At 73.1% G+C, this 14,477-nt stretch carries 14 protein-coding genes; 3 read left to right on the top strand and 11 right to left on the bottom strand.

Annotation, left to right across the window (positions count from 1 at the left end):
• Positions 1–155: 155 nt before the first annotated feature.
• Genes ACGF3A_RS17665 through ACGF3A_RS17645 form a run of 5 tightly spaced genes read right to left on the bottom strand, consistent with a single transcriptional unit; the run spans position 156 to position 5,472 of the window.
• Complete coding sequence (locus ACGF3A_RS17665; protein ID WP_393730619.1) at positions 156–749, bottom strand: hypothetical protein; 594 nt, start codon at positions 747–749, stop codon at positions 156–158.
• Positions 746–2,356: a helix-turn-helix domain-containing protein gene (locus ACGF3A_RS17660; RefSeq protein ID WP_393730617.1), complete on the bottom strand. Its 1,611-nt coding sequence runs from the start codon at positions 2,354–2,356 to the stop codon at positions 746–748. Before ACGF3A_RS17660 ends, ACGF3A_RS17665 begins: the two co-directional genes overlap by 4 nt.
• 48 nt (positions 2,357–2,404) lie before the next feature.
• Positions 2,405–2,704, bottom strand: a complete 300-nt coding sequence (locus ACGF3A_RS17655; RefSeq protein ID WP_393730615.1) for a hypothetical protein — start codon at positions 2,702–2,704, stop codon at positions 2,405–2,407.
• Positions 2,691–3,215, bottom strand: coding sequence for a hypothetical protein (locus tag ACGF3A_RS17650; protein ID WP_393730613.1), 525 nt, complete (start codon positions 3,213–3,215; stop codon positions 2,691–2,693). Before ACGF3A_RS17650 ends, ACGF3A_RS17655 begins: the two co-directional genes overlap by 14 nt.
• Positions 3,216–3,267: 52 nt before the next feature.
• Positions 3,268–5,472, bottom strand: a complete 2,205-nt coding sequence (locus tag ACGF3A_RS17645; RefSeq protein WP_393730611.1) for a PIG-L family deacetylase — start codon at positions 5,470–5,472, stop codon at positions 3,268–3,270.
• Positions 5,473–5,631: 159 nt separating this feature from the next.
• On the opposite strand from ACGF3A_RS17645, the gene ACGF3A_RS17640 reads away from it, so the two are divergent.
• A complete protein-coding gene (locus ACGF3A_RS17640; protein WP_393730609.1) occupies positions 5,632–6,267 on the top strand; it encodes a histidine phosphatase family protein in 636 nt (211 codons plus the stop codon).
• Between the two features lie 13 nt (positions 6,268–6,280).
• Here ACGF3A_RS17640 and ACGF3A_RS17635 read toward each other — a convergent pair whose 3' ends face one another.
• Positions 6,281–6,826, bottom strand: a complete 546-nt coding sequence (locus ACGF3A_RS17635) for an HAD domain-containing protein (RefSeq protein ID WP_393730607.1) — start codon at positions 6,824–6,826, stop codon at positions 6,281–6,283.
• A 42-nt stretch (positions 6,827–6,868) separates the two neighbouring features.
• On the opposite strand from ACGF3A_RS17635, the gene ACGF3A_RS17630 reads away from it, so the two are divergent.
• Entirely contained in the window at positions 6,869–7,189 is a 321-nt protein-coding gene (locus ACGF3A_RS17630) for a hypothetical protein (protein WP_393730605.1), read from the top strand.
• On the opposite strand, the gene ACGF3A_RS17625 is transcribed toward ACGF3A_RS17630, so the two are convergent.
• The 3 genes from ACGF3A_RS17625 to ACGF3A_RS17615 form a co-directional block, all read right to left on the bottom strand.
• The gene (locus tag ACGF3A_RS17625; protein ID WP_393730603.1) at positions 7,156–8,130 is read right to left on the bottom strand and encodes an SDR family NAD(P)-dependent oxidoreductase; all 975 of its coding nucleotides are present in this window, start codon (positions 8,128–8,130) and stop codon (positions 7,156–7,158) included. The two genes, ACGF3A_RS17630 and ACGF3A_RS17625, sit on opposite strands and share 34 nt — an antisense overlap.
• A gap of 127 nt (positions 8,131–8,257) precedes the next feature.
• Complete coding sequence (locus ACGF3A_RS17620) at positions 8,258–9,064, bottom strand: class I SAM-dependent methyltransferase (protein ID WP_393730601.1); 807 nt, start codon at positions 9,062–9,064, stop codon at positions 8,258–8,260.
• 91 nt (positions 9,065–9,155) lie between these two features.
• On the bottom strand, positions 9,156–9,743 hold the full coding sequence (locus tag ACGF3A_RS17615; RefSeq protein ID WP_393730600.1) for an O-methyltransferase: 588 nt from the start codon (positions 9,741–9,743) through the stop codon (positions 9,156–9,158).
• A gap of 95 nt (positions 9,744–9,838) precedes the next feature.
• Here ACGF3A_RS17615 and ACGF3A_RS17610 point away from each other — a divergent pair, with 95 nt between their 5' ends.
• Positions 9,839–10,675, top strand: a complete 837-nt coding sequence (locus ACGF3A_RS17610; protein WP_393730598.1) for an alpha/beta fold hydrolase — start codon at positions 9,839–9,841, stop codon at positions 10,673–10,675.
• Here the strand turns inward: ACGF3A_RS17610 and ACGF3A_RS17605 are convergent.
• Together ACGF3A_RS17605 and ACGF3A_RS17600 are read right to left on the bottom strand one after the other, a co-directional pair.
• Positions 10,672–12,819 carry an MMPL family transporter gene (locus ACGF3A_RS17605; RefSeq protein ID WP_393730596.1) on the bottom strand — a complete coding sequence of 716 codons (2,148 nt, stop codon included), beginning with the start codon at positions 12,817–12,819 and terminating at the stop codon, positions 10,672–10,674. The genes ACGF3A_RS17610 and ACGF3A_RS17605 overlap by 4 nt on opposite strands.
• Before the next feature lie 147 nt (positions 12,820–12,966).
• Entirely contained in the window at positions 12,967–14,280 is a 1,314-nt protein-coding gene (locus ACGF3A_RS17600) for an aspartate aminotransferase family protein (protein ID WP_393730594.1), read from the bottom strand.
• Between the last annotated feature and the right edge of the window lie 197 nt (positions 14,281–14,477).

The raw sequence follows: 14,477 nt of genomic DNA, 5'->3' as shown, positions 1-14,477 counted from the left end.
CGGCGGGTTCTGACGGTCATCGAAGATCCGGAAGGCGCGGCCGAGCGCGCCCTCGACGGATCAGAACCTGGGCGGGCGGATCCCAGGACCGTCAGATGAACATCGGAATGCGCACGCGGCGAAGCTACCAGACCGTCCCCGCGCGTCAGCCGGGGTCAGGCGTTGGTGCCGATGCCTGCCACGTAGGCGTAGGCGATCCAGTCGGAGTCGAGGTCGGCGATGATGTCGTCCCAGATCTCGTCCAGGGTGGCGGTGTCAGCCGCGGCGAAGGCGTCCACCGCGTCGTTCCATACGTAGCGGACCTGGATGGAGCGGTCCTGGACGTTGGGGCGGCGGTACTTCTCCGGGACCTGGGTCTGGTCGACGGGATAGATCTCCATCCGTACGCCGCGGCCCTGGTTGTTGAAGTAGCGCTTGAGCTGGCCGGAGCGGATCAGGTTCTCGCGGCGGCGGTCCCAGTACGCGGCGTCGATCTTCTCGCGGCTCGCGCGGGACGGGCTGGTGCGGCCCGCGTACCAGTCCCGGATCGTACGGGGACCGGCTCCCGCCGCCCGCAGAGCGGCGCGGCCCGCGGGGCTGTCGAGATAGCGGAGGCGGGCGGTCAGGCCGCGCTTGGAGGTGACCGGGGAGGCGATGCCGTGGGCCCGTACGACGCGGTCGATCTCCTCGGTGAGGGCGTGGCCGCCGGACATGCCGCGGGCGCCGTGCTTCTGCCACTCACCCCACTCGTTCTGGGACTGGCTGCTCACTGCTCACCACCTCCCGGGTTCCCCAGCGTGTAGGTGTCCTTGATCTTCATGTCGGCCATGCCCCGGCCCTCGGAGAACACGGTGCGCCAGTCGCCGCCCGCGAGGTGGAGTTCGTCCGTTCCCGACATCTGGACGAGCGTCAGGCCCGCTTTGCGGGCGCGGTCGGCCTTGAACCACAGGTTCGCGAACGCCTGGGAGCGGATGATGTGCATCCAGTCCGGACGGCGGATCTCCCGGTTCATCGATGATTCGCCGATGGTCGAGACGAACTTCGAGTACATCGCCTTGAGGTACTCGACCGTGAGCCCATCGCCCTGCTCGATCGCCTGCTTGCGCAGCTCTACGAGCGTACGGCGCAGCTTCTCCAGCAGGGCCTCCGTGCTACCCGACGTCCAGGACTCGTGGATGACCGGCGGGTCGCACAGGTCGTCCTTCGCGCAGCGCATGAGGAGACGCAGGGTCGGTTCGGTGACCCATAGCTCACCCGGCTCCATACGGGCCCCCAGCGGCGAGGGGATGTCCGGGTGGTCCCAGTCGGGCGGGGTGACGAGATGGACGCCCGCCTGCTTGGGGTCGTGGACACCGGAGGTGCTGTGCACCAGGCGGCCGAGGGGCAGACGGGTCTTCCACGCCGCGAGGTAGGCGGCGTTGGCGTCGAGGGCTACGACGTCGACCGGGTCCTGCTCACCTGCCTTGACGGCCTTCGCGAGGGCGGTGTTGCGCCACTTCGGGCGGCCTTCCCAGATCGCGTCGGCGCCCTTCTGCGAGCGCTTCTTGAGGATGTCCTCGGTCGGCGGGAAGTCCTTGTGCTCGTAACGGCCCCCGACACGCGAGGACCTGAAGAGACTCATGACGTCCTGGACCGCGCGCTTCGAGAGCGCTTCTTGGGCCGCCTCGACGTCGCCGTCGTACTCGCGCAGTACGGCCGTGACGGTGCCGTTCACGGTCAGTGCCAGGTCTCCGTCCGTGAGGACGGGCGGGGCCGGGCGGGGGCGTGCGGCGGGCGGCGCTGCCGGGGCTCCGGGGGCTGCCGGGGCTCCCGGGAGGGGGGCGCCGACGCACAGGCCGTGCACGTGCTGAGGATTCCCTCCGGCCCGGGCCGTCGTCGGCTTCCCGCACAGCACGCACGGTTCCGCTTCCACGGGTGTGCCGTCCGCCGGTGCGGGGTCGGGCGGCAGCACCCGGGGCAGGGGCATCGGGGCGGCGTCCGGGACGGGTTCGGCCGCGGCTTCGTCTTCGGCCTGTGGCTGGGCCGGGATGGAGGTGGGTTCCGGGGGCGGGGTTGGCTGGTCGGGGGCGGGCACGGCCCGCATACGTTCAGCCGGGGCCTCCGAGACTGCCGGGAGGCAGGAGACGGCGTGCTCGGTGCCGGTCAGCAGGTCCGGCACCCGGACGCCCCAGTGCGCGGCGAGCCGGTCGATGTCCTCCAGCTTCCAGGCGGCCTTGCCCGACTGACGGCGCGACAGGCCCGTCGGGCTCAGCCCGATCGCGTGGGCGAGCTCGGCCTGCTGCTCCCCTGCCAGCTCGCGCAGCCTGTCGACAGTGACCCGCAGCACCGCCTCGGTCCCCGGCTCCTCGCCCGGACCGGACCCGGAATTCCCTGTCATGGCGGGGACCTTACCAGCGGTGTTGCGTTTTCCGCATGCGCCGCACCCTCACTCGGTGCGGCGCCGTCGCAGTGCGTCCAGCCAGCCTCGGAGCTGCTCGTCGTCGTGCAGATACGGCTCACCCGGGCCCGGCCGCAGGTCGATTCCGTGCAGCAGGCCAAGTGCCCACCAGGTCGGTTCGTCCCACTCGACGGGGCTGCCGTCGTCGTGGACGTCCTTCCCGGCCCAGTACGCGGCCCACCGGTCGGCCGCGTCACGGCTGATCCGGCCTTCGAGCAGCGCGACGAAGCACGACTCGACCCGGTCCAGGTCCGGCTGCTGCTCGTGCCGATGCTCATGAGTGCTCATGCGTGTGTTCCGTCAGGCCCTTGTACAGAGGGAGTGGCACGGGCTCCGTCATGGGCCACGGCGGGGTGTCCGGGCCCTGTTTCCACGTGAGATGGACGCGGACGAACCGTACGGGGTCCTCCTCGACGCTGAACAGCACCTCGTCGCACCGCTCGCACCGGGCGACGGCGATGACCGGCTTGCCGTGCAGCGGGTGGCCCTCGCTCACCTCGGCGCGCAGTTCGGCCTCCAGCGTGGCCCTGCCCGGGTGTGCGGGGACGAGGAACCAGGGGGCGGGGAGGGGTTCGAGTGTGAAGTCGAACAGGGAGTCGTAGTCAGGGTCGACTCCCCCGTCGGACCAGGGCTGCGAGGCATGCCGCGCGCCCTCGGCCCGCCAGGCCAGGTGGCGGCAGGATCCGCAGCGGCGGAGCTCGCGCCGCGTGCGACGTCCCACCTCCGGGGGCTCGGCGGGCGAGGACTCCTGGAGCGTACGGCCGGTCAGTTCCGCGCCGCAGGACGGGCAGATATCCATGACCTCAGCTTGCCCGACAGGCTGGCCCATTCGTCCTTGGGGACGGGCCGGTTCAGGCGCCCTTCCAGTTCGCGGTGCCCCGGGTTCCGGCTCGGGCCCAGTACAGGCGGCCGTCCAGGCCCTCCGCAGCGAGGTCGGCGCCGCGGTCGTCAGGTGACGGGGACGGGACGGCCGCGGGGGCGCCGGAGAGCAGGAAGCCGGTGGTGCTCCAGCGGGGACGGGACGAGGCTGGTTCGGCGGTGGCGGGCCGGCGTTCGTCGACGACCGTGGTCTGTACGTCGCCGTTCCCGGCGCGGGTCGCGAGCAGGGTGCGGCCGTTGGCGAGCGGGGTCGCGGACACCGGGCCGTAGCCCGCGGCGCCGCCGAGGTCCGTGACGCGGGTCCGGCGGGTTCCGGCGGGGTCCACACGAGCCGACAGCACGTCGCCGGTGACGGGGGCGCGGGCGTAGAGGCGTACGGCGTTCCGGCCGTCCGTACGGGCGGTCACCGGGCCTGTGACGGCGGGGAGTCCGGTCGGCCGGGGGCCGGAGAGCGGCGCTTCGGGGTGCGGCGCCGACCAGGCGAGGACCGTGGTGGCCGTCGCGCCGAACACGTGGGGCCGTCCGGCGCCGTCGACGGCCGCCGTCGGAGTGCCGTGCACGCCCGTCCCGCCCAGCGTGCGCCAGGGCTTCCAGGTGCCGTCCGGGTCCTGGACGCGGCTGCTGAGCCGGTGGCGGCTGGTGCGGACCACCACCGTCACCGTGCCGTCCGGGGCGGCGGCGACGGCCGGGGCGCTGATGTCGGACAGGCCCGCCGCGTCGCTCTCCTCGGGGGTGCCCAGGGACTGCCAGCGGCCGAGAGGGGAGCCCGCGCCGCTGTGGCGCTGCACCATCCAGCCCACCTCCTTGCGGTAGGCGGCCGGTCCGTCCCCCGTCACCGTGCGCGTGCCGAACAGGCCGGTACGGCCGTCGGGCAGGCGGACCGTGGCGAGCGTCGGGTCGATGCCCGTCTCCGGGAGCAGGGTGGGGGCGGTCCAGCGGGCGTCCGCGGGGGCGGGACGGTGGCGTACCGCGACGCGGCCGTCGAGCACCGAGTACGCCCACAGCGAGCCGTCCTTGGCTGCGCGCAGCCAGGAGACCGAGTCGCCGCCCGCGTGCCGTATCCCGTGGGACCAGCCCAGGTGCTGCCCTCGCGGGACCATCTTCAGGTCGCCGCAGCCCGCCGTGTGGCGGCAGGGGCGCTTCGCGCGGTCCGACCAGGCGTAGGTGTCGAGGCTGCGCAGCTTGTTCTCGGCGGTCCTGCCGCCGAGGACGTGGGGCAGGCCGCCGTTGAAGTAGCCGAGATAGGTCTCGACGGTGAAGTGCGGGGCCTTGCCGCGGGCGGCCTCCTCGCCGTGCCGGACGAGGGCCTCCTGGAGGAGGCGGGCGCCGGCGAAGTGGTCCTGGTGGTCGGCGTACTTGCCGTTGCCGTCGAGCGTGCCCGGTGTCGGGTCCTGCATCCGGACCTGCGTCGGCCGGAAGCGGTGCAGATAGCCCGCGAGGGTGTCGACGAGCTGCTCGCGGGTGTAGCGGAAGTCCTCGCGGACCGGCCCGCCGGACGTCAGCTGGGACTCCAGCGCCGGGACCTCCGCCCGCCAGAGCCCGTACAGGCTGTGCGGGCGGTGCGCGGTGAGGCTGCCCGCCTCGCGCAGCAGGTTCCAGACGAGGCGGACCTGCGGGTGGCCCCGCAGGGTGTCGAGTTCGGCACGGCCGCCGCCCTCGGTGTGCAGGACGGTGCGCTTCCAGGGCGTGGCGCGGTCTCCGGTGACCATCTCGGCGTAGGCGGCGCGGATGCCGTTCTGCCGGGCCTCCGCGTACAGGTCCTTGTCGCCCCGGTCCCCCGGCCTACGGGCGGGCGCGGCGGCCCCCGGTATGTCCGTACGCGGGGCGTTGACGCCGTCCGACTCGCCCGAGGTCAGATACACCGTGGTCAGCGGGCGTCCCGAGCGCAGCGACTGGGCCGTCTCCGGGTTGACGAAGAAGAGGTCGTCGTCCGGGTGCGCGACGACCTGGAGCACCGACTCGGACGTACGGACGGGCTGTTCCCCTCCCGCCCAGACCCCCGAGGGGGCGGGGGCGGCCTGGCCGGGCGGGCCGTCGGAGTGCCGGGTGCCGGAGCGGTTGGTGGTCTGGCCGTGGGCGCAGCCGGTCAGTCCGGCCAGGAGGCCGATCGAGCACAGCGAGGCGAGCAGGGCGCCGGGGCGCCGCCCGCGGGCGACGGCTCGGGAGGTGAGGGGCATGTACGGGTGCTTTCTTCATGCATGATCAAGACACCATGCAAGATCACCCTCGGCCCCGGAAGGATGTACGGTCCGCCGGAGATTTTGCGCAACCAAGGGACGCGCCGGAACCGTCCGTCCCCCGGAACCGTCCGTCGCGCCGGGACCGTCCGTCCCGGCATGCACGACCGATATCTCCATCTCGCCCGTCACGGCGAGGCCACGCCCGACGAGAGCGCGCTCACCGAGGCCGGGCGGCGCCAGGCGGTGCTGCTGGGCGAGCGGCTGCGCGGCGTACCGCTGGCGGCCGTTCACCACGGTCCGCTGCCGCGCGCGGCGGAGACGGCGCGGCTGGTCGGAGCACAGCTGGTCGGAGCGCGGCTCCCGGGCGTACCGCTGCGCGAGTGCGAGGCAGCCGGGGACTACGTCCCGTACGTGCCGGAGCGGGACGAGCTGCCCCCGGACGTCGCCGACGCGATGCTGCCCCGGCTGGGCCCCGTGCCCGCCGGGGAGCGGGCGCGGGGTGCGGAGCTGGCGCGGCGGGCGGTCGCGGAGTTCACCGGTCCGGTCGCCGAGGGGGCGGGGCCGCGGCACGAACTCGTCGTCACCCACGCGTTCCTCATCGCGTGGCTGGTACGTGCCGCGCTGGACGCGCCCGCCTGGCGCTGGATGGGCCTCAACCAGGGCAACGCGGCGCTCACCGTGATCCGCTACGCCCCGGACCGGCCCCCGGCCGTCCTCGTCCACAACGACATGGGCCATCTCCCGGACGAGCTGCGCTGGACCGGCTTCCCGCCCGAACTCCGGGCGCCTTGAGGCCCGTTCCGCTTCACCGCGGTCGTCGTCGTAGCCAGGCGTCGAGCGCCGCGTAGTCGGCGCCGGTCAGCCCGGTGCCGGGGTCGACGCGGTGGAGCAGGGCGTGGCCCCCGTGGTGCGCGGCGGTCCAGGTCCGGTCGGCCGCGGTGAGCTCGTCGTCGACCCAGACGAACGGGCGTCCCGCCGCCCGTGCGACGAGCGTCCGCGTCTTCCAGTGCAGCCCGGCGCGTACGTCCTGCTCGTGGGCGGCGGCGGACGGCTCGGGCCAGTCGACCACGGCCAGCGGCGGGAGGCCGAGCAGCGGGGCGAGGCACTCGTTCGCCTCCTCCTCCCAGGTCGTGGCCCAGACCAGCTCGCACGGGAGCGCCGCCAGACGGGTCCCGTGCGCGGGGTCGACCCGGGCCAGGAGGGGGTTCGAGTCCGCGCCGTGCGGTGCGGACGGCGTCCCGTAGGCGGGATAGCCCTGCGGCGGTGGTGCGCCGAAGGGGATGAGCGGCCCGTCGATGTCCAGGAAGAGCAGGGGCAGAGGGTCCTCGGCGGCCTCGACGGTGTCGTGCATGCGGTCGATTCTGCCGTCCTGCGGCGAAGTAGGGTCCTGCTGGTGGACACGGTGTGGCGAATCGCGGCGGCAGGGAGCGTGCTGGGGATCGCGGTGTTCCTGGCGGACCGGGTTCTGCTGGCGATGGAGGCCCGGGGCTGGATCTACTGGCGCAGGAGGAAGGGCCTGTCGTCCATCGGGGCCGATTTCGTCCAGGAGGGCTCCCCCGGGGCCCAGGCCGTCAAGCGCGCCATGGAACAGGAGCGCGTACGCAAGAACGTCCGGCCCGCGGAGGACCCGCCGTTCCGCGTGGACCTGGACGCGGGTACGGTGCGCATCCGCCGTGCCGGTCACGGCGGGCAGGAGCAGAAGCCTCCGCATTGACAGTCCGTTGAGGGCGACGGGTCGGTGCCCGTCAGGGCGCGGCTCGCGGCCCACAGCCGGGCCGCGACGGTGGTGTCGGCGAGGTGGTCCCAGACGGGTTCGCGCCGGGGCAGGCCGCGCAGGCCGAAGGCGCGCGGGCCCCAGAGTTCGCCTCCGCGCACGGCCGGGTCGAGCACCGCGCGTACGGCGGGCCACGCACCGGCGTGCTTGCCCTGGACGAGGAGGGCCGCGGGGGCCGTGCGGAGCCGGGCGGCGGTCGTCCGCTCGTGCACCGGCGGGCGGGACGGGGTGAGGCCGTCCAGCGCGCCGCCCGGATGGGCCACCACGCTCGACACGGTGCTGCCGACGGCGCGCAGGCGGCGGTCGAGTTCGAGGCCGAAGTGCATCTGGGCCAGCTTGGAGCGTCCGTAGGTGCGCTTGGGCCGGTAGTCCGTACGGGACTGCAGGTCGTCCAGGTCGAGCCGTTCGGACTTCGCGGCGAAGCTGCCCATGGTCACGACGCGCGCCGCCGGCGCGGCCTCCAGCAGCGGCATCAGCCAGCGGGTCAGCGCGAAGTGCCCGAGGTGGTTCGTGCCGAACATCAGCTCGTGGCCGTCCCCGGTCTCCTCGCGCGGCGGGTCGTCGCGCGCGGCCCCGGCGTTGTGGACGACCGCGTCGAGGCGTTCGGTCTCCAGCGACTCGGCCGCGTCGCCGAGCGAGGAGAGGTCGGCGAGGTCCAGCCGTACGGCCCGTACCCGCGCGCCCGGCACCCGCGCGCGGATCGCGGCCGTGGCGGCGTCGGCCTTCGCGGGGCTCCGGCAGCCCAGGACGACGGTGGCGCCGGTCGCCGCCAGCTGCTCGGCGACGAAGTACCCGATGCCCGCGTTGCCGCCGGTGACCAGGATGACGCTGCCCTCGGCGCGCGGCGGCCGTCGGACGTCCCAGGTGGTGGAGGTCGGCATGGCGGCGGGGCCCCTTTCGGTGTTCCGTTCCGGTGGGAGGCGGCCGTGCACCGGGGCGCCTCGGTACCCACCGTTCCAGGAGGCGCCGACACCTCGCCTACGGATCACCGACAGGCGGCACGCGCCGTCACGTCCGCTCCCTGCGGCGTCCGACCGTCAGCAGGCCCACGAACGTGGCGGTGAGCCGGGGCGAGCCCAGCGAATCCAGCCGGTCCCGTACGCGGCCGAGGAACTCGGCGCTCCGTTCCGCGCCGAGGGCGTGGGTGCCCGACTGCGTGGCCAGGAACGCCAAGTACTCCGCCGAGCTGTAGCGCACGGTGAAGGGGTGGCACAGGCTCGCCACTTCGTCGAAGGAGGAACAGGCTTCGGGCGGCAGGCGCCAGGGGCCGATCTCTTCCGGTGGGGGCGGCGGGTCGCCCTCGTAGCCGACGGCCCGGTAGTCCTCCTGAACGTCCGCCCAGAAGGGGTGCGCGTCGGTGGGACGCGCCCAGCGGCAGCCGCCCACGACCAGCGCGCCGCCCGGCCTGAGCAGGGCGTACGGCTTCGCGTAGCGGCGCCGGGGGTCGATCCAGTGCAGGGAGTTGAAGGCGACGACCGCGTCGAACGGGGCGTCCCCCGGCTCCGGCTCCCACTCCTCGAAGGGCACGCTCAGTACGCGGGCGGAGTCGAAGGCCGCCAGCCGGCGCCGTGCGACGGCCGCGAGCTCGGCGCCCAGTTCGATCGCGGTGACGGCCAGTCCCCGTTCCGCCAGGGGCACGCTCGCCTGCCCGGTGCCGCAACCGATCTCGGCCACCCGGTCCCCCGGGGCGAGCCGCGCGGCGTCGACCAGGTCGTCGAAGAGCCGGTCGGGGCAGACCGGTCTGACCCGGTCGTACGCCTCGGCCTCCTCGTCGAACACCGCACGCAGGTCCTGACGCTGCTCCCGGTCGTCCACGACGCCCCCTCCTCATGGCCCGCGACATGGCCCGCGACGGCCGCGGACCGGTCATGCCGCCCCTCCCCCGACGGTCGGGGCGGAGAGTCCGTCAGCCGAGTCGTACGGCGGTGAGCACACCGTCGCCCACCTCCGCCAGGTGCACGGCGAACTCCGCGTCCTCCTCCAGCAGGGCGCGGAACCCGGTGACCTGCTCGGCGTGGCTGACGGCGTTGTCGACAGCCAGGATGCCGTGCGGCGTGAGGGCCCGGCGCAGCTGCGGCAGATAGTCGGGGTAGGCGGGGCGTTCGGCGTCCAGGACCACGAGGTCGAGCGAGGAGTCGTCGGCGGCGGTGAGCACGTCGGCTCCGTCGCCGTCCACCACCGTCACGTACGGGGCGACGCCCGCGGCCTCCAGGTGCCGCCGGGCCGTGGCGGCGCGGTCGGGCTCGGTCTCCACGGTGGTCAGGCTGCCGCCGGTGTCGCGCAGGGCGTCCGCGAACCAGATCGCCGAGTATCCGTTGGAGGTCCCGATCTCCAGTACGCGGGTGGCGCGCTGGGCGCGGATCAGCAGGCTGATGAACCCCGCGGCCTCGGGTGTCATGTTCCGCAGGCGCAGCAGCCGGTCGGCGAGCGGCGCGTCGTGCTCGCGCCCCTGCTCGTACAGCGTTGTCAGGTATGCGGTGAGCTTCGCGTCCATCGGTCGGTCCTCCGGGCGTTGTTGAGTTGTTGACAGTCGCGGTTAACAGGATTAGCTTACGGCTAACACTGTTAGCCGCACTCATGGGGGACGTCATGACCGAGTACCTGGCCGTCGACGGAGGCACTCTCGCCTACGAGGTCACGGGGTCAGGGCCGCTGATCGTCCTCGCGCACGGCATGGGCGACAGCCGTGCGGCGTACCGCGCGGTCGTACCGGCGCTGGTGGCGGAGGGGTACCGGGTCGCGGCGGTCGATCTGCGCGGCTGCGGCGAGTCCAGCGTCGACTGGCCGGAGTGGAGCCGCACCGCGATCGCGGGCGATCTGCTCGCCCTGATCCGCCACTTGGGCGGCCCGGCCGTGCTCGTCGGCCACTCGGTCTCGGGCGGCGCCGCCACCATCGCCGCGGCGCGGGAGCCCTCGCTGGTGACGGCGGTCGTCGAGCTGACGCCGTTCACCCGGAAGCAGTCGGTCCGCCTCGGCGATCTACGGGTGAAGCGGTTCCGGCGGGGCATGACGCGGCTGGTCGGCGCGGGCGTGCTCGGGAGCCTGCCGCTCTGGCGCTCGTACCTCGACGTGGCCCACCCGGGCGCGAAGCCGGCCGACTGGGACGAGCGGCTCGGCCGCATCGACGCGCTGCTGCGCGAGCCGGGCCGGATGAAGGCTCTCCAGGGCATGGGCCGCAGCGCCCCGACGGACGCGGGCGCGCGGCTCGGCGGCGTCCGCTGCCCGGTCCTCGTCGTGATGGGCACGCTCGACCCCGACTGGGCCGACCCGCGCGCCGAGGGGACGGGGATCGTGGAGGCGCTGCCGTCCGGCCTCGGCCGCCTGGAGATGATCGAGGGCGCCGGGCACTATCCGCACAGCCAGTTCCCCGAGCGGGTGAGCGCGCTGATCCTCACGTTCCTCCGCTCGAACGCCGCCCGCGCCTAGGCCGACGTCGGACCGGCGTCCTCCTTCTCGTCCCCGTGGTCCTTGTCGTTCCGGTCGCCGTGCCCCGGCCACCAGGCCGTGTGGCCGATGAGCGCGGTCACGGCCGGGGTGAAGAGCAGGGCCATGACGAAGGCGGCGACGAGGATGCCGAAGGTCAGCGCGAAGCCCATCTGGGTGAGCAGCGAGTTCCCGGCGAGCATCAGCGTCGCGAAGGTTCCGGCCAGGATGACCCCGGCGGCGGCGATCGTCGGGCCGGAGTGGCGCAGCGCGATTCCGGCGGCGCGGCGGGGCGGGTGGCCCTCGCGGGCCTCTTCGCGCAGCCGGGAGACCATCAGGATGTTGTAGTCCGTGCCGAGCGCGGTGACGAAGAGATACATGATCACCGGCAGCATGAACATCAGCCCCGGCTGGTTCCCGATCGAGGTGAACAGCACGCTGGTGGCGCCCAGCGTCGCCGCGAAGCCGAGGGCGACGGAGATCATCAGGTACCAGGGGGCCACCAGCGAGCGCAGCAGCAGTCCGAGGATGACCATGATGCAGACCGCGGCGACCGGGAAGACCACCGAGTAGTCGCGGTCGACGGCCTTGTTGATGTCCACGTACACCGCGGTGATCCCGCCGACCTGGGACTCGGTGCCGTCCGGCGCCGCGTCGTGCGCGGCCGGGCGCAGCCGGTCCTTGACGGTGGCGAGCGCGTCGTCGGAGGCGGGCGGGTCGTCGAGCACCACGGAGTAGTTGGCGGTCGAGCCGTTCTCGCTGACCTTGGGCGGCGCCACGGTGCCCACGCCCGGTACGCGGTCGATCCGTGTCCGGAAGTCCTTGAGGTCGGCCCGGCTGAGCCGTTCGCCGCCGTCGCGCGTGAGGAAGACGTTGGTGGGGTCGGTGGCGCCCGCGGGGAAGCCCTTCTCCATCGTCTTCATCCAGACGACGGACTCCTTGTCGTCCGGCAGCGAGGATCCGGCCAGATCGAAGTTGGCCTTGTAGCCGAGCGCGCCGGAGGCGAGGACCAGGAGCACCAGACCGGAGAGCGCCGCCCAGGCGGCCGGGCGGCGGGAGAGCGAGCCGCCGAGCTTTCCGAAGCCGGTCCCCCGGGGCTCCTGCCGCCAGGACTTCGAGGGCCAGAACACCTTGGTGCCCAGCAGGGAGACCACGGCGGGCACCAGCGTGAGGCCGCCGAGCAGCGCCAGGAACACGGCGATGGCGAGGGCCGGGCCCATCGACTTCAGCATGCCGAGCGTGGAGAGGGTGAGCGCGGCGAAGGCGATGATCACGGCGCCCGCCGCGGAGGTGATGGCCTCGCCGACCCGGGTGACCGCGTGCACCATCGCGCTCTTGGCGTCCTCCCCCGCGCGCAGCGCCTCGCGGTAGCGGAAGAGCAGGAAGAGGATGTAATCGGTGCCGACGCCGAACAGCACGACGGTCAGCAGCTGTTCGATCGAGGAGTCCGTCTTGAGGTCGAACGCCTTGTTCGCCGCCGCGATCACGCCGGTGGCCATGGGCGAGATCAGGCCGATGAGCACGACCGGCAGCAGCGCGACGACCGGGCTGCGGAAGATGATCAGCAGCAGGAGCAGGATAATCACGATGGTGCCGATGCCGACGAGCGCCCCGGCCCGTTCGGAGGAGTCGGCCTGGTCGAGCGCCTGGGCGTAGTTGCCGGTGATCCCGGCGTCCAGCGCGGGCGCGGAGCGCAGCTCCTGGTGCAGCGCGTCGCGCAGCTTCTCCACCGCGTCCTGGGGCGCGGTGTCGGAGGCGCTGTTCGACTCCGGCATGGCGACGAGCGCCGACGCGACCTTCTTGTTCGGCGAGCGCTCGCCGGGGGCCACCGCGTCGATCTTGTCGATCTTCCTGGCGGTGAGCTTCGCGCTGATCTTCTTCACCGCGGCGGCGTCGGCGGCCGTGAGCGGCTTTCCGTCCTTGCGGTCGAAGACCACGATCGCGCCGACGTTCTGCTGCTGCGGGAACTCCCGCTGCTGAAGGTCCTGCGCCTTGATCGACTCGTAGCTCTTGGGGAGGAAGCTCGCCTCGTCGCTGGAGGAGGTCAGCTTCGGCGCGGTGGCGATCACGGCGGCGGCGACCACCACCCAGGCGAGGATGATCCACCACGGCCTGCGTACGACGAACCGGCCCAGACCTGCGAACATCTCCGGCCTCCAGGTCCGCCTGCGGTGCTCTCGCGCGCGGCCCGGCGGACGACCACGTCAGCCCAGCATCCGCGACACCGCCCCGGCCCGCGACCGGAGCCGGGCCGGGGCGGCTCCGGTCGCGGGCCGGGGCGGCGAGAGGGCGGATCAGGCGGTGGCGTGGGTGGTGACGCAGTCCCGGATGGCGGCGTCCAGGATGTCGATGCCCGCGTGGAGCTCGTCGTCGCTCGTCGTGAGCGGCGGGGCTATCCGGAAGATGCCGCCCATGCCGGGCAGTTGGACGATGTTGAGGTGCAGCCCTCGTTCGAGGCAGGCGGCGGTGACGGCCTGGCCGAGCGCGTCGGCGGGCGTCCTGCTCTCCTTGTCGTGGACCAGTTCGATGCCCTGGAGGAGGCCGCGCCCCCGGACGTCCCCGACGACCTCGTACGTGTCGCGGAGCTCCAGCAGCCGTCCGGTGAGCTGTTCGCCGAGCTTCGCGGCACGCTGGACGAGGCCGTCGCGCTCGATGACGTCGAGGACGGTCAGCGCGACCGTCGCCGCCAGGGGGTCGGAGACGTGGGTCGTGAAGAAGAGGAAGCCCCGGTCGCGGCAGGTCTGCTCGATCTCCGCGCTGGTCACGACCGCCGCCACGGGCAGTCCGGCGCCGAGCGTCTTGGAGAGGGTGAGCAGGTCGGGGACGACGCCGTCGCGCTCGAAGGCGTACATGTGGCCCGTGCGCCCGAGGCCGGTCTGCGCCTCGTCGAGGATGAGCAGCATGCCGCGCGCGGCGCACATCTCCTTGAGGCGGGCGAGGTAGCCGGGCGGCAGGTCGATGATGCCGCCGGAGGAGAGGACGGGCTCGATGAGGCAGGCGGCGAGGGAGCCCGTGGACTGCTGGTCGACCAGGGCGAACCCGTACTCCAGCTCGGTCTCCCAGTCGTACGAGCCGTCGGCGCGGCGGAAGGGCGAGCGGTAGGCGTTGGGGGTCGGCAGCGTGAGGTTGCCGGGCATGGCCGGGCCGTAGCCGCGGCGCCCGGCCGAGAACGTCGCCGCCGCCGCGCCGGAGGTCATGCCGTGCCAGGAGCGGTCGAAGGAGACGACCTCGTACTTGCCGGTGGCGAGCTTCGCCATCTTCAGCGCGGCCTCGTTGGACTCCGCGCCGGTCGTCAGCAGCAGCGTCTTGGTCAGCGGGTCCGGCAGGGACGCGGAGAGCCGCTTGGCCAGGTCGACGACCGGACGGCTGAGCATCCCGCTGAAGAGGTGGTCCAGCGAGGCGACCGACTCGGAGACCGCGCGGGCGATGTCGGGGTGCGAGTGGCCCAGTACGGCGCTCATCTGGCCGGAGGTGAAGTCGAGGATGGCCGAGCCGTCGCTGTCGTAGACGTACGAGCCGGAGGCGCGTTCGATGACGCGCGGCGTGAACGCCGCTCCGTAACGGACCACATGGCGGTCGACGTCGTCCCAAAAGGTGTCCGTGCTCACGGGGATCTCCTGCGTCGTGGCGGCCCCCGGGGGCAGGGCCAGGGGGCGGGGCGGGCGGTGACGACGGGCGCGCCGCCGAGCTTTATGACATAGGAGGCTAGGCCATTTAGCCATCGAGGCCAATCCCCATCGGGGCGGAATGCATTTATGGCCTAGCTGTGTAAACTCCCAGCTAGGCCATAACAGCGAAGCAGGGG

This window comes from Streptomyces sp. NPDC048172 (assembly GCF_043202595.1).
Lineage (GTDB): Bacteria > Actinomycetota > Actinomycetes > Streptomycetales > Streptomycetaceae > Streptomyces.
The sequence above is the reverse complement of the archived record's forward strand: the minus strand, read 5'-3'. Positions and strand labels throughout refer to the sequence as shown.

Coding starts and splice junctions, on each gene's coding strand:
- ACGF3A_RS17640 (WP_393730609.1), top strand. CDS start 5,632: ATGCACGACCGATATCTCCATCTCGCCCGTCACGGCGAGGCCACGCCC.
- ACGF3A_RS17655 (WP_393730615.1), bottom strand. CDS start 2,704: ATGAGCACTCATGAGCATCGGCACGAGCAGCAGCCGGACCTGGACCGG.
- ACGF3A_RS17610 (WP_393730598.1), top strand. CDS start 9,839: ATGACCGAGTACCTGGCCGTCGACGGAGGCACTCTCGCCTACGAGGTC.
- ACGF3A_RS17650 (WP_393730613.1), bottom strand. CDS start 3,215: ATGGATATCTGCCCGTCCTGCGGCGCGGAACTGACCGGCCGTACGCTC.
- ACGF3A_RS17605 (WP_393730596.1), bottom strand. CDS start 12,819: ATGTTCGCAGGTCTGGGCCGGTTCGTCGTACGCAGGCCGTGGTGGATC.
- ACGF3A_RS17645 (WP_393730611.1), bottom strand. CDS start 5,472: ATGCCCCTCACCTCCCGAGCCGTCGCCCGCGGGCGGCGCCCCGGCGCC.
- ACGF3A_RS17625 (WP_393730603.1), bottom strand. CDS start 8,130: ATGCCGACCTCCACCACCTGGGACGTCCGACGGCCGCCGCGCGCCGAG.
- ACGF3A_RS17635 (WP_393730607.1), bottom strand. CDS start 6,826: ATGCACGACACCGTCGAGGCCGCCGAGGACCCTCTGCCCCTGCTCTTC.
- ACGF3A_RS17615 (WP_393730600.1), bottom strand. CDS start 9,743: ATGGACGCGAAGCTCACCGCATACCTGACAACGCTGTACGAGCAGGGG.
- ACGF3A_RS17660 (WP_393730617.1), bottom strand. CDS start 2,356: ATGACAGGGAATTCCGGGTCCGGTCCGGGCGAGGAGCCGGGGACCGAG.